Origin of the sequence: Cupriavidus sp. P-10 (assembly GCF_003402535.2) — a bacterium.
Lineage (GTDB): Bacteria > Pseudomonadota > Gammaproteobacteria > Burkholderiales > Burkholderiaceae > Cupriavidus.
Genome location: NZ_AP025171.1, coordinates 1,439,880 through 1,459,184 on the forward strand (window position 1 = coordinate 1,439,880; position 19,305 = coordinate 1,459,184).

Consider the following 19,305-nt stretch of genomic DNA (forward strand, 5'->3'; position numbering starts at 1 on the left):
GGCAACGAAGCTCCCTTTTTTTCCGGTAACAGACGCGCTGTAAAATCTTGGTCGAACCGCTGATGAACCGGCGGCCGCAGGCTTCGATCCGATATCCCCACTCAACTGTACTCCTACAAATGGACCGTATTTGCTCATCCTGCTTCGCTGACGAAGATCTGCGCGCATGGATCCGAGAGGAGGGCGGACCGCGCGGCTGTAGCACCTGTCAGAAATTCGACTCGCCAACGGCAGAGTTTCATAAGGTCGCAAGCCGTATCGAAGCATGTATCCGACGGTACTACGGGCGTGCTGTGGATCAGCTCGGATACTGCTCGGCAGAAGGCGGCTATTTGGGTCCCCACTGGGATTCGTGGGATATGCTGGAAAAGATCAATCTGGTACTGCCCAGGGATGATGGGACCCTATTTGATAGCATCGCCCGGACCATGATGGATGAAGTCTGGTGCGATTTCGATGTGGGTGCTCTCGACCCTGACGAAGCGTTGTGGACAAGTTGGCAGAGCTTCTGCGAGACAGTCAAACACGAGCGACGCTTCTTCTTTCACGCAACCGGAAGAGATGACCAGGATTCGTTATCGCCAGCGTCTCTGCTAAGCCACATTGCCACCGTGAGCGAGAATATCGGCTTAATCACGGAGATACCCGCGGGTACTAAGTTCTGGCGCGCGCGTCCCGACATCGCCAAAGGCCAACGCGTGTCCGCCGCACAATTTGGGCCGCCGCCAGTTGAACACGCCTTGCAGAGCAATCGCATGAACCCGGCTGGTATTCCCATGCTTTATCTTGCTTCCAGCATTGCAACAGCGCTTAGGGAAACTCGGGTGGCCGCGGCGAAAGTAGGGCTTTGGCGCGCGATTCGTCCACTACGTGTTCTTGACTTGCGGACTTTGCCACCCACACCGGGCATGTTTTCAGATGCCGCCCGGATGCCAGCTCTTACTCTGAGTTTCTTGCACGACTTTGCCGCTGACATCATGAAGCCGGTGGCGAGGGACCGGCACGTCCATGTTGACTACTTGCCGTCACAGGTCGTCACCGAATTCGTGCGGGACTATCGGTTCGACGGTGGTGTCGTGGATGGAATTGCGTACGGGAGTACCGTACACCGTCGTGGCTGGAACATGGCACTGTTCCTCGGCCCAGTCGATTTGGGCCTAGCAGATCCAATGTGGGGTAGAAAGTCGCGCCCCAGCCTGGCATTTGAGCGAGCCGTGTGGGCGACGAATGTCTAGCGACCGGCGTAGGTCGCATGGGGCAGAATGGCGAGAAGGGCCCGGTGTTTATGCTCTGCCGCGACAGGGATTCGACCCCTTGCTCTCCTGGCGCGGCACCGAGCGGGGGATTCCCGCACGGCACGTGACCTCGCTCGCTGAAACGTTCGGCGCAGGCCCCAGCGGCCCGAGGAAGTTTGGTGGGCCGCGACGCACGCGTCGCAGATGGCTGTCGTGCCAGTGCGCACAGGGCGGCCGTTTAGCCTCTACGTTGAACTGGACACCCGGATCGGCGATGAGGTGTGGCCGACTTGATCAAGCCATTGCCGGACGGGATTGTCTGCGCCATGCATTCTCACCCGCTTCCATCGAGGGGAGGCCATCGCCCGCTTGAGCCGGAGTTGTAGACGCGCAGAGACGGAAATGTGGTCGCGGCTGCTGAACCCTCCAAGTCCCATACTCGGTGCGCGGCGGGTACTGACTCCCTATCAAAAGACTAGCGACACGTCTGCAATTTTGGATCCCGCGGATCACCTCTGCGAGGAATGTACCCTCGTAGTCGTACCTTCCGACGACCAACGTTGTTGGGTCATGGTCACACCAATGGACTGACGGCTAACGTCGGGGCGTGTATCGGCGCGGGCCATACACTGGGCTTTGGAGTCCCGGCCGAGGGCCTGCGCTGGCAGGATCTGCAGGACTGGTGGCAAGCGCGCGAAGGGATCGCCTATCCGGAAATGGCCAAGCGCGCCCTCTATGAGCGGTTGCTAAGCTGCCTGCCCGACAACTCCCCGCCGCAACGGACGCTGTTCAAGGGCTATCACCGCGCGTTTCGCACCCAGATTCCCGGACTACCAGCGCTGGTGCCCGAGGTTTGGCTGCACTGGGATCAGCGCACCGCAAAGCAGCGGGGCGCTGAAGCGCTGCTGAGTCACCGAATGGACTTTCTGCTGTTGCTGCCGCATGACGTCCGGATCGTGATCGAGGTGGACGGCAAGCACCACTACGCTGCCGATCCAGAGGGGAAGGCCTCGGCCCAACGCTATGCGGACATGGCACGCTCCGACCGCGCGCTGAAATTGGCGGGCTATGAGGTCTACCGCTTTGGCGCCCATGAGTTGCTCGCCGACAACGCGGATGAACAAGTTCGGGAATTCTTTGTGGCCATGTTTGCCCGGTATCGCACCTTGAAAAGGTAATACTGATGAGGGTGGGGAGCGCGAGAAGGTTGAGCGCCGGCGCCAGAGGCGGACCAGACCTCCAGCCGGCCGGACTACAGCAACATCAACATGTGTCGTAGCCAAACATGCACGCCGCGAGGACCTTCGTGGGTTCATAGGACCCGTATCGACCTTGCGGACGCCCGACCTCCGAGATTAGGTGAAGATGCTTGCGCGCGCGCGAACCGACGACATAGAGAAGCTTGCTAGCGGCCGCATGGCTGGTCGTTTCGCTGAAATGCGGCACCATGCCTTGAAGCAGACCAAAAGCGATAACCACGTCGAATTCGGCGCCCTTGACGCCGTGTATGGTCGAGACGGTGATACCGGTCCGTTCACGAAACACCTTCTTGAAGAAGGACACATCGTTGATGTAGCTGGCCCCCGCTTGCCGAAGCTTGGCAATCCGCGCCTGTGAGCTGCGAAAGAATGCCGCGTGATGTTCAATCAGCGGAGGGAAGCTGTCGAGGTCGACACCAAGCCGCCCAAATAATATAGCGAACGCCTGGTGCAGGTACGCAAGTCCGTCCGTCTCGGAAATTGCGATGGCGTTGCACTCCCTCAATAGCAACCGCGGTGTCAGGGGAGAGGTGTCGACACCAAAATCTTCCAGATCGTCGATGACCTCGTTCGCCCAACGCATGCGACGAACGAGCATCCCTGGCGAAGACTCCGTCAGCAGAATCTTCGACAGCTTGAACCAGTAGTTATCCGAGTCGTTGCTAAAAGGCACGAGGCCCGGCCCGTCGAACTGTTGATCTGGCAGCATCGCCACCAGTTTGCGCGTCGTCGATGCCAGCAATGTCCACCAGGGGGCGAGCACGCAAATCTCCTCGGGGGCATGCCCTGCAGCCAGGCTCACCTGAATCAGCCGGATCAACTCGTCATGCAGGCCAGTATGGGCGATCTGCCGGTTGTACGACACCATGCTTGGAAAGCTAGCGTTGACACCCGCGCCTTCGATGGTGGTCGCATGGACGTTGAAGTTTGAGAACTGACTGATGATTCTGTTACTCGAACGATAATTTCGGCTGAGCGCCATCTCCTCGATCGGGATCCCCGCCAGGGCACGAAACTCGGGCAGGGAAATCGCATAGCCGCCGAGCGAACCATAGATGGCCTGGTTCGGATCGCCGACGATGAACGTCTTCGTCCGTCGGGCGCCCGCACGCAGGATCGCGGCCAGCAGGCTATATTGGATCTGCTTCGTATCCTGGTACTCGTCTACGAAGATATAGGAGAAGACTTGGGAGAGAAGGGGTGCGATATGCTTCTGGTCACGCATGAGGGTATGCGCATGCCAAAGGATCAGCTCGAAATCGATCTGCCGCGCCGCTGCAAGCTCCCGAAAATACTCCTGCAAGATCTGATGGAGCGCCTCATGTTTCCAGGCATCGGCGCATCCAAGGTGGTACCCGCTTTCGTTGAAGTAGTAGTCGCAATCCCAGTGGCTGACGCCCGAATAAGGCGCGCACAGCCGCTCAAGCAGCAGTTCGCGATCATGCCTGTCCAGGACGCGGTAGCCACGCGCGAGCTCGGGCAGGTAGACGCCATACGGCTTGATGATCCATTCGAGACAGAAGGAGTGGATCGTCCCGATCCACAGGCCCGAGGTGTCGACACCCATCGCTTCGATGCGCTCCTGGATCTCGTCGGCGGCGCGATGCGTATAGGTGATGGCGACCACAATCCGCTTGTCCGTTCGGCGGGAAAGCTCATAGGCAATCTTGTAGGTCAGCGTCCGCGTCTTGCCGCTGCCGGGGCAGGCAATGAGGAAGACGCTCGACTCCTCCCTAACGGCGGCCGCCTGCTCCTCGTTCAGGTCCCGTGCATCCCAGGCGAACATCAGGACATCTCCGCCAAGAACGGCGCGATGGCGTCCCCGGGCAACGCGCAGGCGACTGCCGTCCTGAGCGCTGGCATATCGATCTCTTTCCGACGGAAACGATCGAGCTCGATTGCGAAATGGGACAGACGCGCGTGCGCAGAGGCGTCGGTACGCCACAAACAATCCGCCCGATGCCGAAGGATCCGGGCAATCAGCGGGCGGGAGAAGGGACCATGTGCGAACAGGATCGCCCGTCGGATGTAGTCCGGGATCACCACCTCATGGGTCAGCGCATCGGCGAGCAGGATGGCGAACCAGCCCTTTCCATCGTGCTCGGCCATCATCAGCGCCCGAAGTCCCATTTCAGGCAGGAACCTCGAGTGGAGCGTCGCAATCGATTGTGCAATGGTCGCGGGATCCTTGTAGACCCTGTCGACGACCCGGATTAGTGCCTCCTGGTTGCCAGCCGCGACAAAATCCACTTCAAACGTATGCGTTGCGTAAAACGCCGCGAGCCAGGGGTTTCCCGCGACAAAGGCGTCGAGGTCAGCCTTGCGCTCGGCACCGGATTTCTGCGAGCCGGCCGCTTTGCGTTTTCTCGCTGCCCAGGCGTCCGGATCACCGGGTTGTGGCGTCACATCGAAGAAGATCGTATCGAGGTCGGTGACGATGCCGCAGCGCTTGCGGATGCGCATGTCGTGAAACAGGACGGCCACATTCTTGAACCCGGTGCTCCGGATATTGATGACGCTGATGCCCAGCTCATCGACACTCAGGCCGAGCACCTTCTTGACGAGGATCGGGATCAGGATCTCCTCGGCATCGCCTTCCACGAGCACCACGCTCTTTGCGAAAAGCAGGTTGCTACGCACCGCGTCCAAATACCGTTGAATGCTGGTGAGCTGGGACGGCTCCAGCCCCGTCGACGGCTGGTAGGCCTCGCAGAACGAACCGTGACGTCCCAGGATGTTGACGTTGCTGACGTTACTCACCTCGGAGATGTGAGTCGAGTGCGTCGTGTAGATAATCTGGGCGTCGCGGTAGGCGATGCGATCGAACAACGTCTTCTGAATATGCGTGTGGATATGCGCTTCCGGCTCTTCGATCAAGAGGAAATTGGCGATCGCGAGTTTTTCGCGCTGGTACTTGAATTCCAGCAGCTTCAACGTCAGGTAGATCAAGTTGGCCCCGCCCAGACTCAACTCGTGTATCGCCCCCTCATAGCCTTCCTCGGACTCGCCCACAAACAGACGCAGTGACTGAAATAGCTTCTCGGCTTCGTTAGGCAGGTCGGACTTGATCGACAGCGAGGCAGGTGAGTAGGTCTCGCCGGCGGCATCCTTGATCGTTTCGCGGATGTGCTTGCGCACCGACTGCACGTCCTCCAAGCCTTCAATGGAGGCATTCAAGTCGTGAACCATCTGGGTGATGGGGAGCATTGCCCCCGGCGCGAGCTCGCCGCTCTTGCTCTTAAGCAGCGTGAATAGCGGGTTCGTCCGGTTGTTGTGAAACTCGGCGACGACGTCGCGCAGGGCCTGGATGAAGGTCAGCGACACCTCCTTTGTGACCGAGAGGAAACCAGGCACTTTCGCTCCAATCTCCGGGAACTCAGTCTCCGGACTGAGGACGCACTGCTCGAAGTTGCCTACGATCGATTCGTAGACCAACGGGTCGCCGAATTCCGCGCTACTTCTTCCGGTGAACACGGTCTCGTAATCATCGATCGTGATCGCGTCACGGATTCTGGCGAGGTTCTCTTTGTCGCCATTCTTTAACCCAGCCAGCTTCAGCCGAACCTCCTTCTTCGGGCGAAAGATGAGGTTATAGGTGGCCTTCGAGAGCGGCCCGTCTTCGAGAGCGGCCGTACCGTGAAGAAACAGTGCCTGCACGGCTTCGTCGGCGCTGATTTCCTCGAACTCCATACTGATAATGATCCAATGGCCCTGCCATTGTGCTAGCGCCCGGCTGAAGTCGGACTCTTCCAACCGATAGGCAGCGCGCACCATCGTGTCATCCAGGAGAAGCCGGATCGCGCGAAGAATAGTGGACTTGCCTGACCCATTTTCGCCGATGATGGTGTTGACACCCCGATGAAACCGCAGCGTTGTGCTCCGAAAATTCCGGTAGTTAACCAGGGTCAGTTTGGAAATATGCATGCTTTTCCGGCCCGCCGCTTCCTTGAACGGCCTTGTCTGTTTTTAAGCAAATCGTAACGCTACGGCCTTACAGGGCGTCCAGTGCCGGTAAGAATCGGAGTTTGCGAGATTGTAGCGCGTGCAGCGCGCCCAGATTCCACCCAAATCTCGGGATTACCTGTAAGCCTGTCCGGTAATATGAAAACGGGCCTCATCACACTACTTGCCACCAGCAAGCTCAATGTTTATGCGGGTTATGGAGCGCAGGATCAAGTATCCTCCAATTGGGGGATTGACAATCGTCTTTCGCTGTGACGGATTAAATCCAGCGCCATGCGGAGGCCATCTCCAATGTGCGGGGTAGTTTGCAGTTCCGGCGTTCTCTTCGCAATATGTCAAATCAGATCGCGGCAGGCGCTATAGTCGCGCTCTCACTAGGTAAGGCGAGGCGCTTGTGAGCGCACCAAAATGAAAAAGTCAGGTTCGACGGAACGAATCTGGCCACACTGAGTAGTCGGTAGTTCCTGGTGACGCCTACCCGTAAGCCAGTGCGGGCACGCGGCAAGAATCTGTCCGGAGAGAGAACGTTTGTTTAGTCACGAGACGATAACAACTCCAACGAAGATGGCACAACTAACGAGTTTGTCGAAGCTCCCGCACGATGTTCGGCTCGTCGCCGCGGTGTCGCGCCTGATCGACCTGCATCAGAGTCGTCGTGAAACGGGCGGCGTGTACGTTCCCGAGACCCCAGAGCGGGCCGGATATATGCTGGCGGTCGCCTTCCTGATCCTCGAACTCCTGAGGGAACTCGAAATGGATCGCGGCCCGACGTTTGTCGCCTTGACGGAACTCCATGCGCGCATCCGGCAACGCGTAACGACGGTCACGGCAGACGACCTGACCTTCGTCGTCGACACGCTCGCCCGCGAGCGCGATATCCGCTACGGCGTGGAGGACGGCAAAGGCGGCTTGGAGTTTGGGCTCACGAAGGATTCGACGCCGCTTCTCGAACGAGCAAGGGATTTCAACCAGGTACAACTCACGGAGAATGGACGTCTGCTGCTGCGGGTGTCGGCCGCCAAGGAAAACTGGCTCTATACCGACGTCGACGCAGAGCGGCTGGTCGCTGCCATCGAGCGCAAGCAATTCGGCGACATTCCGCGGCTGTGTCGCAGCCTCATTCTTGAGGTGGCGTCGAAAAGCAAGCAATTGACCTCCGCCATGGAGCGGCCCACGCTCTCGGAACTGCGCGATATCCTACTGACGGAGGGCAGCGGCATCGCCGATGCCCTGCAGAAAGCGATCGAGGTGGTCAAGCGAGCCATCAACCTGATCCACGGTACGGGCGCCCGCGAAGCATTTGACGCGTGGAAGTACACCTACGGCGTCGAGTACTCGCTGGGCAACCTCCAGACGGAAGTGGAGATGGTCATGCAGAACGTCGAGGCGCTGTCCCGGCGCTTTGTCACCTTTCTGGACACGGCGCAGCGCGCGAAGCCAGTTGGCGGCACGACCGTGGACTTCCTGTCGATCGTGAATTCATTGACTATGGTGGGTGCGTCTCCCACACCCGATCGACTGGAAGCGCTCATGGCGGGCATCATGCCTTGGGGTATGCATGGCGAGACGTTCCATCCGGTCGATTTGGTGGGGCAGGTGGACTTTACCCGCCTCGGCGAGGAGTCGGTCACCCCCGTCTCGACCTTCACCGTCGATCCGACGCAGGGTGACGCCAGCCACAATCGATTCCTCAACTTCCTGCTGCGCAATCGCGCGCTGGTGATCTCTCAACTCAAGGAACAGCCGACCCTGTTCTCTGAGATCGTGACAGGGACGGACTTCGCACTTGAGGCGGGCGAAAGTCCGGCCGACTTCTTTGGCGTGTACTCGTCGCCCGAGCAACTGGATGGCGAGGGCTTCACGATCAAGGTCGGCCTAACCGGCAAGACCTTCCAAACTAAAATCGGCGGCACCTGGTTCTCGGGGACGGATCCGATGATGTTTCTTGAGGAGAGCACGCAATGAACATGGCCGACATGGGCGCAGCATTCGCCTACCTGCAACACTGGCGCGTCGCTTTCGGAAACCCGCCCGGGCGCAACCTGCGCGATGGCGAACGGGAAGCCGTGCGTATTCTCTCGAATTGCAACGCTGTCGATCTAGCCGCCTTCGATGAATTTCTGGCCACGCAGGGTCTGACGTTGATCGAGCGCAACGGCATGGAGTTTGGCATCCCGTCCAAATCTGGTGTGTCGAACAGTATCTGGGTGCTGACCCGCAAGCGCGGTACCAGCCTGCCCGCCTATGTCGATAGCCGCTGGTATGTTGAGCGCATGCGTGACCGCCGGGGTGGGGACAGCGACGAAAAGCGTCACGAAACCGTGTTCTGGGTGACTCGCCTTTGGCTCACGCTGCAATGGTTCTTCTATCAGAAGATTGACCGACACCCGTCTGAGGTCAGCCGCTACCGGGAGGCCATGGTGTCCAAGCGTCTGTTCGTTGACATCCTGAAGGGCGGCATTGAGGAGATGGGAAATACTGGCCGCCCGGAAGGCGAGGCCGGGATCGTCTTCGACTACTTCTGGAAGGAAGCCAACAAGATCAACATCTGGGCGACGCGCTTCCTGACTGTGATGGAGGAGGCTGGCATGATCGAGCCCACCGGCAACAAGGAAGAATGGAGCCAGACTGTGCTCGCGGCGGTCGAGATGGCTGATGTGGCGGCAAACGAAGTCGCCTACCTGTTGCCGCCGGCGCAGCGCCCGGCGGCCTTGGAAACCGCAGCCCTGTTACTGGGTGAGTCGGTCGAGTCGGTGCAGGCCCGTCAAGCAGAACAGCAAGTACACGGAGCGTAAGTGGCATGCCTTTAATCAATCGCATCGAAGTTTCCAACTTTATGAACAGCCGTCGCCAGGAGCCGTGGCGCCCGGATTGGGTCTACCAAGTATTCAACCCCAAGGGTGAGAATACCGCCATGAATATGCCCAATGGTCGTGGCAAGAGCACCATGATCGGCGGCACGCTTGGCATGCTGGCGGGCGACTACAAGGTATTGAACGACATCCGGCAAAAGCACTTTTCTCCGGCGTCGAATGGACACTTCACGCATCTGCGGATCGAAGTCACGATCGCCGCCGATGACGAAGCGGGCATGGATCTGGTCGCCCAGTCGGGTGGCGATTTCTCGGGCTACCGGATGGTCTTTGGCATCTACGGCACAGCCGGGGAAGGCCGTGACTACTTTCTGTACTCCTACCGAGGCACCTTTGAAGACTGCCCGATCGGACGCCGTGACGGCCACCGCGTCACGCTGATCGGCAACACCACCTTCCTGGAGACGCTCGACGCGCTGCCTTCGCGCTTCCCGACGACGCGCCGGGAGGGAACGCTGATCAACTGGCGCGAGCACGTTGGTGGCATCTTCGATATGGCTAGTATCGAGCAACAACTCGTCTATCAAAAGGCGAAGGGCGCCGAGGGGAGCAGCAACTACTTTGCGGTCCATTCGGGCAAGCGGCCCTACAGTGAAGCCGTGTTCTACGAGCGCCTGGCGCCGGAACTGCTCGTGGACATGATGGGCAACATTGACGAGTTCGCGGGCGAACGGGGTATCGAGGACACGATCCACGAAAAGGTCCGCAATATTATCGGGGCCCAGAACCGCACCAAGCAGGCCGAAGAAGGCCTTAACGAAACACGGATCCTGCTTGACGAGCTGGAACGGGTGGAGAAGCAGGCCGGCGACCTCAATGCAGCAGAGCAGGAAGCGCACGCCGCGTTGACCGACGCTTCGCTGGCGCAGGCCGTCATCAAGAATTTGGCCACGGATGATCCCCTGCCTGGCGTTCCGCTTGCTCCGCCGCCCGGTGCACCGGCGCTTGCCCGGTGGATGGTGATGCAGGATGGCGAATGGCACTTTGCCGATCTTGGATTCGAGCAATTGACCGGGGAAAAACCGGCTGATGTCGCGACCCGAGCCGGCCGCAATCAGGTTTCACTGACCCCGCTGATGAAGCAGCGGGCGATTGCCTGCGAGGGCAGCGGGATGGTCGAACTGCTGGTGAGCGCCTCGAAAGGCAATCCGAAGCTGTTCAAGCGCCATTTTGCGCTGGCCTTCAACGGTCTGACGAGGAACTTCCGCGAACAGTTAGACCAAGCATCGGTCGCAGCGGCGCTCAATACGGCCTTCGATTGGGCGGAAGCCAACGCCGATACGAACCCCGCTCGTCTCGAAAAAGCTCGTCTGGATATTCAGCGTGAAGAGGCTAGTGTCGAGCATGAGGCGCTTCAACGGGAGGGGACTGCACTGACCAGGGAGGCTGAGGAGCTTCGGGGCCAGTTGTCGGAGATCAACGCGCAGCAAGCCGAATACGCTCGGATGTTGGCGAGCGGGCTTTTCACCGAAGCGGAAATGCGGCAGCCGCTGAAAACCGGGCAGCGGGTCGGCGAAGTGCTTAGCGAGGCGGAAGAGAAGCTGGGCACGCATCGCGTGAAAATGGCCGAGCAAACAGACTCCTTCGAGAAGTGGCAGGAGTTCGTGGCCGAGCATGGGGACGATGCCCAGCCAAAGGCCGTGTTGGAACGGCTCGGCGACGCCTACGAAACCGCGCAAGCACAGGCCTTTGACGCCAAAATCACGAAAGATACCGCGTCCGAAGCAGCCGAGAACGCTCGACTTGAAGAGAAGGCCGCCACCGCTGCGCTGAAGGAAATCTCCGATCGCACCGGAAAGCTGGAAGATCTCGCCCCCCGAGTCGGCGTCTTCAGGAGCGTCTTCGGGGATGAATCGCCGGATGGCCTCGCGGACCGCGTGAAGGCGGTCCTTGCCGCCGCGAGGTACCGCGACGCTGAGATCCACACTCAACGCACGAGAATGCGCGAAGGGCTGGAGGCGCTCGCAGCCTTCGAAGCGGCCCATGGTGACGCCGTGGCGCCCGCCCAGTGGCTGGAACAGCGGACCAAACGGAGCCAGATGTTGACCGAGGAAATCCTTGGCCATCGGCATGATCTGGCGGACTTAACAGCGCGGCGGCGCGACCTCGATACCCATCCCGTGGCGGCCGGTAAGGTGGCGCGGGAAGTCCTAACCTTCGCGGGCGCAGACGCCATGCCGCTGCACACGGCAGTTGAGCAGATGGGGCTTGCAGAGGAGCGAAAGGGAAAGATCCTTTCGCTGTTCTCGGCGTTGCTGTTTTCGCCGGTCTACGCCGATGCCGGCCGCGCTGCGGCCGTGGCGTCCCAATTGGCGGAAAGAGGGATCGAATCGCCTGTCTTTGTGGCGATGGAACTCGAACAGTTCTGCACGGCGGGCGAGATCGCGTTCGACGGCCGTGTGGCAAGTACGTGGCTCGTCGGGGTCAGGACGCGGCCAGTGGACTGCTTGCTGGATCCGACCCTGGTCGAGCGGGAAAAGACACAGCTTGCACTCGAGATCGAACAGGTGCGCACGCTCCTCGCTGAAAAGGAGGTCGAACTCAAAGCAATGGACCCGAACTCGCCGGCGGCCCAGCAGGCATACAAGGCCAGCGATGCCGTGGCCCAGAGCTACCGCCAACTGGACAAGACGCTCGCGGATGAGCAGGCACCGCTGCGTGAGCGGCTGCCCGAACTTGAGGTACGTGCCTCTGCCGAATCCATCGAAGCCATTAAGGCGGTAATTGCTCATCGCCAGGTTTTGGGCGACGACAGCATCGAGGAATTGCTTGAGCGTTTGGTCCTCGCCAAAGACCGCCACGGGCAGGCAGAGGAGGCGATGAAAACCAGGCTCGATCAGGCTCGTGTTGCCGACCAAGCCTCCGACGAATGTCATCGGGTAGTAGCGGCGGCGGGTAGAGAACTCGCCGGCGCAGAGGGTGACCTTAAGCAGGTGGACGCCTTCATCCAGGCGCAGGGACCGGAGTTCATGCGGACCGCAGCTAGTGTGCGAAACAGTTTGGCGAAGGACTTGGATACCGCCAAGAAGCGGAGCGTGTTTCGGTTCGATGCCGTGGAGTCCTTTGTGACGTGCGGCGACCAACGGCCCAAAGAGATTCAGGACCGACTGGCGGAGATCCGACCTGAGCAGGAACGCGTCAGCAATGACCTCGGGTTGGTCACAAAGCGCATGGACACGCTCATTGGAGCTTCCCGCGCCTTAGAAGGCCAAGCCAGAGAGGTCGATGACGTTGTGCGCTCACTGCGGCAGAAGCAGCGTGAGTTGGTGCTGCGGGACTGCATCCCGATCACAGTCCGGGAAGATGTGCTGATCAGCCACCCTGCGTATCAGCAGGCCGCGGAAGTACGTTTGGGCCGCGACATCGAAGCCATTGTGACCGCACTCAAGACCCTTAATGAGCGACTTGGCGACATTAATGCCGGGGTGATCAGCCAGAATCTTGACGCTGCGCGTAGGCAGTTTGCAAGGGCACGCACGCTCTATCACGACGAGATCGACCGCGTGAAGGGTAGCGGCATGGCGCTGATTGATGAACAGATCAAAATGGGGCTCGATGAGGCGAAGGAAAACCTCGCGGTCCTTGGCCAACTCATTACCGGAACCCGGAGCATCTATGAGCGTAGCCGGCAGGCAAACGAACAAGCCGCTCAGTACCTCGATCAGCAATGGTCTGAGATAGGCTCGTGGTTGGGGAGCTTTACGCGCCGCCTGCCGACCAATCTCGATACCATGAAGCGGGTGTTCCGCCCGCGGCGCGACCCGGTCTCAGGCGATATCGTCAAGGCTGGATTCGAGATCGAGGCCAAGCTCGCCGATATGTCAGATGTGAGGGCGGTGCTCGACGGTATTGTCCAGAAGGTCGAGAAGCGAGAGCGTACGCGCGAAACCTACGCCGAAGACGAGGTGGTGCAAACGATCGCGGACAAGAACCTGCGCAAGGATATCCGAGACGAGTTTTACCGCAATGTGATCGTGGAGCCGAAGATCCGCGTGTGCTTGCCCGCGATTTCGCAACGGCCGCTGCTTCTGGAAAAGGATATGGCGTCGTCCGGGCAGGGTGTGGCGATGACCCTGCTCTGGATCGTCAAGATGGCGGATTACGTGACCGAGCGGGAACTCGACAGGCAGAGCGTCAGCGCGGCGAACCGCAAGAAGATCCGCAGCCAGCGGACGCAGTTCGTCTTCATCGACGGTGCATTCTCGCACTTATCGGACCCGCGCCTAATCGATGATGCGCTTAAGGGGGTGCAGGAAAGCCGTGGCAAGTTCCAGCTTCTCATTACCGGGCACGATCCCAACTATCAGAATAAGTGGGAGTACTTCCCGACCTATGTGGTGGCCCGCGAGATCGGTGGCAACATGATGTACGCCGATAGCGAGACCCGACGGCTGCTGGAGCCGGAGGAGGTCGGGGCACGACACGGGGTCATGGAACTCGCATCGTTCCGCAAGGGCGAGGCTGCCGCGCAATGAGTCGCGAGGACCAGTTGCTGACTGAACTGCACGCGATGCTGGACGGGCGGGCATTCCTCCAAGGCTCGGGTCTGGTGGCGAGGCTGGCAAAGCGCACGGGCTGGCATGAGTTGGATGTGAAACAAGCCCTGGGCCGCCTGGCCCGCTCAGGGACGGTGACGGGGATCACGGTCCAGGGCGATGTGTACAAGCGGGTCGGCGTGACCGCGGCGGCGCCAGCAAAGCCCGTCCCGGTGTCCCTGACGCAATGGGAGACGGCCATGCAGCGGGCAGGGCTCAGCACCTCGGATGTCGGGGCGCTTGCAGCTTGCCACGACAGGATTGCTGACTTCTGCGACACGGATATGGAGGCACTGGCAGCAGGGCTCCTGGCGTTACGTCGGGCTGCGCCTCAGGAGGTAGGGACACCGAAGTTTGTCCTGTCCGCCCGATATCTCCTCGGGTCGTCAAAACTCCTCGGGCAGTTGCCGGCAGCCGCGATGTCGACCTTCGGCCTAGACTTAAAGGCGCACCCCGATGCGCCACCGTACGTCATTACGGCGGGTCCCCCAGAGCCTGAGGCGGTGGTGCTGGTCGAGAACCCACATGCCTTTGACGCAGCCGTTGCGGCCGGAGCGGCCTCCCGAGTGGCGTTTGTGGTCACCTTTGGCTACGGGCTGTCACGCAGTAGCGAGGACTTTGGCAATCAGTTGCTCGCCTCGGTCGCCTACGGCGATGGGCTCATTGCGCTGGTCCGGGAAGGCCGACCTCCAAGTCCGGCCGCACTGCTTGAGCACCCCCGAGTCTACTTCTGGGGGGATCTCGATCGCGAGGGGCTGCGGATCTACGGCGGCCTGCGACATCGCATCCCGCAGCTAAGGCTTAGTGCGCTTTATCGCCCCATGATCACAGCCTTCCACGCCGGCGCCTCCCACCCGTACGCAAAGGCAACCTGCAAGGATAAGCAAGCCGCAAGCCAGATTGCCCCCGACGATGGTCGCGATCTCATCGAATTGTGTGGGCTTCGTGCCGTGGATCAAGAATACGTAGGTACCGAAGACATTAGGAACCTATGCGCCCATGCATTGATCTAGGGTTAGCGGCCAGCGCTTTCGGGATGGCCGCCACAAAAGATGTTGAAAGCTGACTCGATTCGAAGCAAGCATGCAGCATGCTGGGAGGCACGAGGGAAAAATGAGGAGATTCGCAGCGTAAGCCTGACGCCGAAGGAAGATGTCGACCAGGTCCGTTTGCCAGGCGGTACTGCAGCGAGGCATCGCGGCAGGAATCGCCGTCCAGCGCCGGAAAATTAAACGTGCTGTTTCAGTTCCCTATGGTGCGCGATGGTCAAGGCGACCATGTCGCGGGGTGACAGCTTTCCAGCACGCGTCAGTGCAACAAGCAAATGGTCGGTGGCGTCCGGCGTGACATCATCACCCACTAAACCGGTCACGGCTGCTGCCCATTCGTCGGCAAAGGTCGCCGCATAGCTAATGCCCTCTCTATGCGCCAGGTCAGCGACATAACGCGCGGTTTTGGTCATGTTTCAAAATGGAGTAGGGGGATGGCTGGACTAATGGCATACACGTCTCCCTCAACGCGGGTGAAAGAGGGGTGAAGTGCCCGAAGCCAAGGATTCGCGTGTAGAGGGTGCTTTTGCCCACCTCACCAGCAAGCTCTGCGATCGCGACTAGACAAGATACTCACGGTGGCGGGACACTTGCCGAGTCTAAGCGCATTCAATAGCGTGGCTTGCGGCGCAACGACCCTTGGAACTCGGGCGCTGGAATTCCGGCGAAAGCGCGAAGCATTTGCCTTGCCCGTTCAAGCGCCGGCAGCAAATCTTCCCGGCCTCGCAAGCCGATCAAATCTTTTCTTCTTTGCACAACCTCCGCCGTTTCAGCGGACTGCGAGGCGTCTGCTTCGCGCATAGCGTCGGGATACCTGATCATCCTGTCCTCTTGGTCCAGTCTCTATTGTGTTGGCGAGCCGTTCGCAATGGCGTGTCATTCGTCGGCGCCTTGCTGGCTCATGTAGCACTCCTTGCAGACGCGCCGGTGAGCCAACGCTCCTCGGCAGACTGAAGCCTCCGAAAAGCAGCGACCAGGAACAGTTTAGCCACGAATGCCGCAGCCTAGAAGCTGGACACCACGTCCTGTCGACGCGTGGGGAATCAGTATGCTTCCCATAGCAGGCGTATCGAACAAATTCTGTCAATAACGCCTGCCGCAGGACGCCGAATGGAAAGCGAGAAATCCTTCCACTCGTCGCGCCGTCGCAACAAGAGCCGCGCAGCCCAAGGCGCGAGGGCATGCGCCTGTCAATCCTTCTGAGCTTTTATCACGTACGCGCGCATTCGAAGTTGCCGCCGCTTCGTCAACGCTAACGACGTCGGCAAGGTATCCGGGAACGCGGCGTCCAGGTTGCTAAGCACGCCCAGCCCACGCATGACCTTGATGAGAGTCGACAACCGAACATCGCGACCGGCCTCAATGTCACCCACCGCGGTACGACCGACACCGGAGCGTTTCGCGAGCGCCTCAATAGTGATATTGCGCTCCAAACGCCGGAAGCGGAGCCGCATGCCAATCTCTTGGGCGATCTCGTCGCCTGTCAGTGCGTTTCGAATAGCAGGCATAGTGAGCAAAAAACGTCGATAACGCCCGCGTTGGCAGGCATAACGGTTGGCCGCAATGTCAGGCTCTCAGATACCACTCGTTGGGCCCATAGATGCGCAGGGTGGTGTCGACATCGCGCTTGTAGTCCATTTCCGCCGTAAAGCCGGCGTCGCGCAGCACTTGGCGTACGATCATGAGATCCGCTTGATCATTCCAATCCAGCGTGAAGATGCAGATGACATGACCGTCGTGGTATCGACGACCGATCGCGCTCGATACCTTTGCAAGAAGGATCTTCTCATCAGCGGCAAGACCCTGGATCGTTGCCCATGATTCATCGATCTCGTGCTCGGAGCGAAAGATGCATCATTTTCCAGTGGACTCATTGGATTCGAATCACTGCACGAAGGCGCGGCCACGTAAAGCCACACATCATCTTCGTTTAGGGACGGGCGGTCGTCTGGCATAGTCGCTTTCTCTATCTGCGGTGGATCATGTGGGCCGGGGGCCGGTTTCCATCGCCTCGCCCCAGTGAGGCAAGCTACATTCCACCAGTCGCTGCGTCGCGCGCGCGCGCCATGCGTATAAAGCAGATTGCGCCGGCGTCAGGTCCATACGAGCAGCCTGATGAAAAGCGTCCATAATGTATTGCGTCGGTGGAATCGCCGTCATGCGTGCCATACGGCCGGTTGCTGTCACCACGGCGGTGGAGAACTTCCGCAAGCCCAGTGGACCGGGCGGCGCCACCAATGCGGCGATCTGGGTGTCGTGACGAATCTCCACAGTCACGCCCTGCGCATTGGTGGCCTCCAGACGATCCCTTGTGACCTGACGCACGATAAACGACTTGTCCGCGGCGCGCAGCGCATTGAACGCCAGATCCTTCGCTGATTCGCTGGCGGCCCAGAGATGGAGGCTCAGGGGCGCCGGCACATTGCCGGCATTTGGCGGGGCACACAGGCGCACGCCCGCTTGTGCCGCGTACGCAAACAGTGCGCAGTCGCCGGCAACGACCACCTGGTCGTGCAGGCGGCGTCGATCCATCGCCGAGAGGATCCGCTCCAGCAGCGCCGGCACGTCGCCGACACGCAGGGCGCGGTTCATGCGGTACTGAATCGCCATCTGTTGGCGTAGCGCCCGCAAGCGGTCTTGCGCCGTGCGTTTTCCGGTCACAAACTGCTCATACATGGATTCGGTTGCGGCCGACCGGCGACCGAGGGAGCGTTGACGGTTGTCGCTGCTGGTCTGGATCAGATACTCGTGACCCTTGCTGGTCCGCCACAGCATGCCACCACTGAATGCATCGACGCGAGAGCGAGCGGCCTCGCAGGCTTCGAATACGGCCATGGCATCGATGTACTGGCGCAATGCCAGCTCGTCCAGGTCGATCCAGTACGCCATACCAGTACCGTGCAAAAAAGGAGGTGAGGGTGGCATCGCGCACCAAGCATTAGGCTGGCCAGCGCAATTACTTAAGAACATGAGGATGCGTCGATGGCTAGGTGTGAAGAGAAAGCGAGGAGGGCGGCCATCTACTGTGATACGCGCCAGGGTTGCAGTGTCCCCAACGTAACGGCACTGCGAAAAAACTCGCGTACACGACCGCGCAGGACCGCGCCACGCACGTCCAGATCATCGGCCATAACGTGGCAGTCTCCGTTGTCCATCGGTCCGGCTTCCAGGCCCGGGAGCTGCGTCTCGATGAGATGGCAAATCAAAATCACCTCGTCGTCGTTCAGATCGGTTTCGCCTAGCTGGCGGCGTTGGCGTGCCAGCGCTGCTGGCCTTTCATCACTGGGCATCGTCCGCATCAGAGCCAGCAAACGGTCGTGGTGATACTGCAGGTAGTCCGCACGCAATCCGGTTTCGCCCTCGACGGGCGCCTGCGATACCACGTACATGTGGCCAGCGAACGCCACAGGTAGCGCGATGCCCATGGCATGACTCAGTTTGCGAAGGTCGGGCGGTAGGTACTTGCCGGGCAGCACATGCCCGGAAATGGAGACTGGCCAGTTAAATGCGCTCATCGTTGATGCGGTGAAGCCTGATGCGGTGGTGCGCCGCTTGGCAGCGGATCTTGCAAAACCGAGCCGGAGCGGTCGCCAGGTTGGAAGAAATCAACGCTGCGGGGACGCTGGGCTGGCCCAGCTTATGGCCGATGCAACACTGACGATCCGGTTCAGACCGAAGAAATAAAGTTGGTGAACTTTAACTTTAGTTGAAGTTTCAGTGCAACTGGGGCCTGAAAATTCGCTCTAGATCACTTGAGCGACTGCATGGACCGGACCGAGGCGCTCAGCCACGTGCTGAGAAAAATCAGAGAAGACAAAGGGCTCACACAGCTCGTTGTCGCTGATCTCGCCTTGATGTCACCGACCTCCGTCTCCAATGTCGAAAACCACCGCAAAGGCTTGCGGATGGCTTCCTTCTTTGATCTCTGCGACGCGCTGGGCGTCCGGGCCTCGGATGTGATCCGCCAGGCTGAGGAAGAGGCGGCCAAACATAGCGGCCGCAGCCGCTCGCAGAAGCCGCGTCTTGGCCGCCCTCCGACCAAAAAGGCGGTTTAACATAACGATGATTATGCGACGTTTGAGTCACTTTTTGGGTGAGCCGTGCAGCATGGCGGAAACGAATCTGGACAGGCTGCCGGAAGAGACGCACCGCAAAAGTAAGTTCCGACGATCGTAGGTCCTTCCTTGATGAATATCACGTCATCGAGCTTGACTCTTCCGAACCTGGAAAGTGCTCTCGGCAATTTCTACGCTCAGAAGCGATCCCTGTATGGCATCCCATGTCGTGACAACACTGGACGACCGATTCGGCCATCCTCGCTGCGAACAACGAAGTCGAGCGCAGCTACGGCGTACTGAACAGAAAAGCCAATTTCGCTACCGGAATTGGAT

At 59.8% G+C, this 19,305-nt stretch carries 14 protein-coding genes; 7 read left to right on the forward strand and 7 right to left on the reverse strand.

Annotated elements, in window-relative coordinates:
* The first annotated feature begins 119 nt into the window (after window positions 1–119).
* Both CTP10_RS23580 and CTP10_RS23585 read left to right on the forward strand, forming a co-directional pair.
* A complete protein-coding gene (locus CTP10_RS23580; protein WP_233528267.1) occupies window positions 120–1,235 on the forward strand; it encodes a HEPN-associated N-terminal domain-containing protein in 1,116 nt (371 codons plus the stop codon).
* Between the two features lie 563 nt (window positions 1,236–1,798).
* Window positions 1,799–2,413: a DUF559 domain-containing protein gene (locus CTP10_RS23585; RefSeq protein WP_233528253.1), complete on the forward strand. Its 615-nt coding sequence runs from the start codon at window positions 1,799–1,801 to the stop codon at window positions 2,411–2,413.
* 85 nt (window positions 2,414–2,498) lie between these two features.
* On the opposite strand, the gene CTP10_RS23590 is transcribed toward CTP10_RS23585, so the two are convergent.
* Together CTP10_RS23590 and CTP10_RS23595 are read right to left on the reverse strand one after the other, a co-directional pair.
* Window positions 2,499–4,280, reverse strand: coding sequence for a UvrD-helicase domain-containing protein (locus tag CTP10_RS23590; protein WP_116321680.1), 1,782 nt, complete (start codon window positions 4,278–4,280; stop codon window positions 2,499–2,501).
* A complete protein-coding gene (locus tag CTP10_RS23595) occupies window positions 4,280–6,418 on the reverse strand; it encodes an ATP-dependent nuclease (RefSeq protein ID WP_116321681.1) in 2,139 nt (712 codons plus the stop codon). Before CTP10_RS23595 ends, CTP10_RS23590 begins: the two co-directional genes overlap by 1 nt.
* A 603-nt stretch (window positions 6,419–7,021) precedes the next feature.
* On the opposite strand from CTP10_RS23595, the gene CTP10_RS23600 reads away from it, so the two are divergent.
* The 4 genes from CTP10_RS23600 to CTP10_RS23615 are packed head-to-tail and all read left to right on the forward strand — an operon-like array spanning window position 7,022 to window position 14,878.
* Window positions 7,022–8,422, forward strand: coding sequence for a hypothetical protein (locus CTP10_RS23600; RefSeq protein ID WP_116321737.1), 1,401 nt, complete (start codon window positions 7,022–7,024; stop codon window positions 8,420–8,422).
* Complete coding sequence (locus CTP10_RS23605; protein ID WP_116321682.1) at window positions 8,419–9,252, forward strand: hypothetical protein; 834 nt, start codon at window positions 8,419–8,421, stop codon at window positions 9,250–9,252. The genes CTP10_RS23600 and CTP10_RS23605 overlap by 4 nt, the downstream gene beginning before the upstream one ends.
* A 5-nt stretch (window positions 9,253–9,257) precedes the next feature.
* On the forward strand, window positions 9,258–13,805 hold the full coding sequence (locus tag CTP10_RS23610) for a hypothetical protein (RefSeq protein WP_116321683.1): 4,548 nt from the start codon (window positions 9,258–9,260) through the stop codon (window positions 13,803–13,805).
* Window positions 13,802–14,878 carry a Wadjet anti-phage system protein JetD domain-containing protein gene (locus CTP10_RS23615; RefSeq protein WP_116321684.1) on the forward strand — a complete coding sequence of 359 codons (1,077 nt, stop codon included), beginning with the start codon at window positions 13,802–13,804 and terminating at the stop codon, window positions 14,876–14,878. Before CTP10_RS23610 ends, CTP10_RS23615 begins: the two co-directional genes overlap by 4 nt.
* Window positions 14,879–15,093: 215 nt before the next feature.
* Here CTP10_RS23615 and CTP10_RS23620 read toward each other — a convergent pair whose 3' ends face one another.
* The 5 genes from CTP10_RS23620 to CTP10_RS23640 form a co-directional block, all read right to left on the reverse strand.
* Window positions 15,094–15,327 (reverse strand): hypothetical protein, encoded by a 234-nt coding sequence (locus CTP10_RS23620; protein WP_116321685.1) that lies wholly within the window; start codon window positions 15,325–15,327, stop codon window positions 15,094–15,096.
* A gap of 777 nt (window positions 15,328–16,104) precedes the next feature.
* Window positions 16,105–16,368, reverse strand: coding sequence for a helix-turn-helix domain-containing protein (locus tag CTP10_RS23625; RefSeq protein WP_233528254.1), 264 nt, complete (start codon window positions 16,366–16,368; stop codon window positions 16,105–16,107).
* A 112-nt stretch (window positions 16,369–16,480) separates the two neighbouring features.
* Window positions 16,481–16,765 carry a putative phosphothreonine lyase domain-containing protein gene (locus tag CTP10_RS23630; RefSeq protein WP_116321687.1) on the reverse strand — a complete coding sequence of 95 codons (285 nt, stop codon included), beginning with the start codon at window positions 16,763–16,765 and terminating at the stop codon, window positions 16,481–16,483.
* 129 nt (window positions 16,766–16,894) lie between these two features.
* Window positions 16,895–17,803 carry a hypothetical protein gene (locus CTP10_RS23635; RefSeq protein WP_116321688.1) on the reverse strand — a complete coding sequence of 303 codons (909 nt, stop codon included), beginning with the start codon at window positions 17,801–17,803 and terminating at the stop codon, window positions 16,895–16,897.
* A gap of 131 nt (window positions 17,804–17,934) precedes the next feature.
* Window positions 17,935–18,429 (reverse strand): hypothetical protein, encoded by a 495-nt coding sequence (locus CTP10_RS23640; protein ID WP_147316247.1) that lies wholly within the window; start codon window positions 18,427–18,429, stop codon window positions 17,935–17,937.
* A 249-nt stretch (window positions 18,430–18,678) separates the two neighbouring features.
* Between CTP10_RS23640 and CTP10_RS23645 the strand changes: the two genes are divergently transcribed.
* A complete protein-coding gene (locus CTP10_RS23645; protein WP_116321690.1) occupies window positions 18,679–18,969 on the forward strand; it encodes a helix-turn-helix domain-containing protein in 291 nt (96 codons plus the stop codon).
* Window positions 18,970–19,305: the final 336 nt, after the last annotated feature.

Bases quoted from the DNA above. Each gene is read 5' to 3' on its own strand.
- CTP10_RS23580 (WP_233528267.1), top strand. From the start codon at position 120: ATGGACCGTATTTGCTCATCCTGCTTCGCTGACGAAGATCTGCGCGCA.
- CTP10_RS23590 (WP_116321680.1), bottom strand. From the start codon at position 4,280: ATGTTCGCCTGGGATGCACGGGACCTGAACGAGGAGCAGGCGGCCGCC.
- CTP10_RS23595 (WP_116321681.1), bottom strand. From the start codon at position 6,418: ATGCATATTTCCAAACTGACCCTGGTTAACTACCGGAATTTTCGGAGC.
- CTP10_RS23600 (WP_116321737.1), top strand. From the start codon at position 7,022: ATGGCACAACTAACGAGTTTGTCGAAGCTCCCGCACGATGTTCGGCTC.
- CTP10_RS23605 (WP_116321682.1), top strand. From the start codon at position 8,419: ATGAACATGGCCGACATGGGCGCAGCATTCGCCTACCTGCAACACTGG.
- CTP10_RS23610 (WP_116321683.1), top strand. From the start codon at position 9,258: ATGCCTTTAATCAATCGCATCGAAGTTTCCAACTTTATGAACAGCCGT.
- CTP10_RS23615 (WP_116321684.1), top strand. From the start codon at position 13,802: ATGAGTCGCGAGGACCAGTTGCTGACTGAACTGCACGCGATGCTGGAC.
- CTP10_RS23620 (WP_116321685.1), bottom strand. From the start codon at position 15,327: ATGACCAAAACCGCGCGTTATGTCGCTGACCTGGCGCATAGAGAGGGC.
- CTP10_RS23625 (WP_233528254.1), bottom strand. From the start codon at position 16,368: ATGCGGCTCCGCTTCCGGCGTTTGGAGCGCAATATCACTATTGAGGCG.
- CTP10_RS23635 (WP_116321688.1), bottom strand. From the start codon at position 17,803: ATGGCGTACTGGATCGACCTGGACGAGCTGGCATTGCGCCAGTACATC.
- CTP10_RS23640 (WP_147316247.1), bottom strand. From the start codon at position 18,429: ATGAGCGCATTTAACTGGCCAGTCTCCATTTCCGGGCATGTGCTGCCC.
- CTP10_RS23645 (WP_116321690.1), top strand. From the start codon at position 18,679: ATGGACCGGACCGAGGCGCTCAGCCACGTGCTGAGAAAAATCAGAGAA.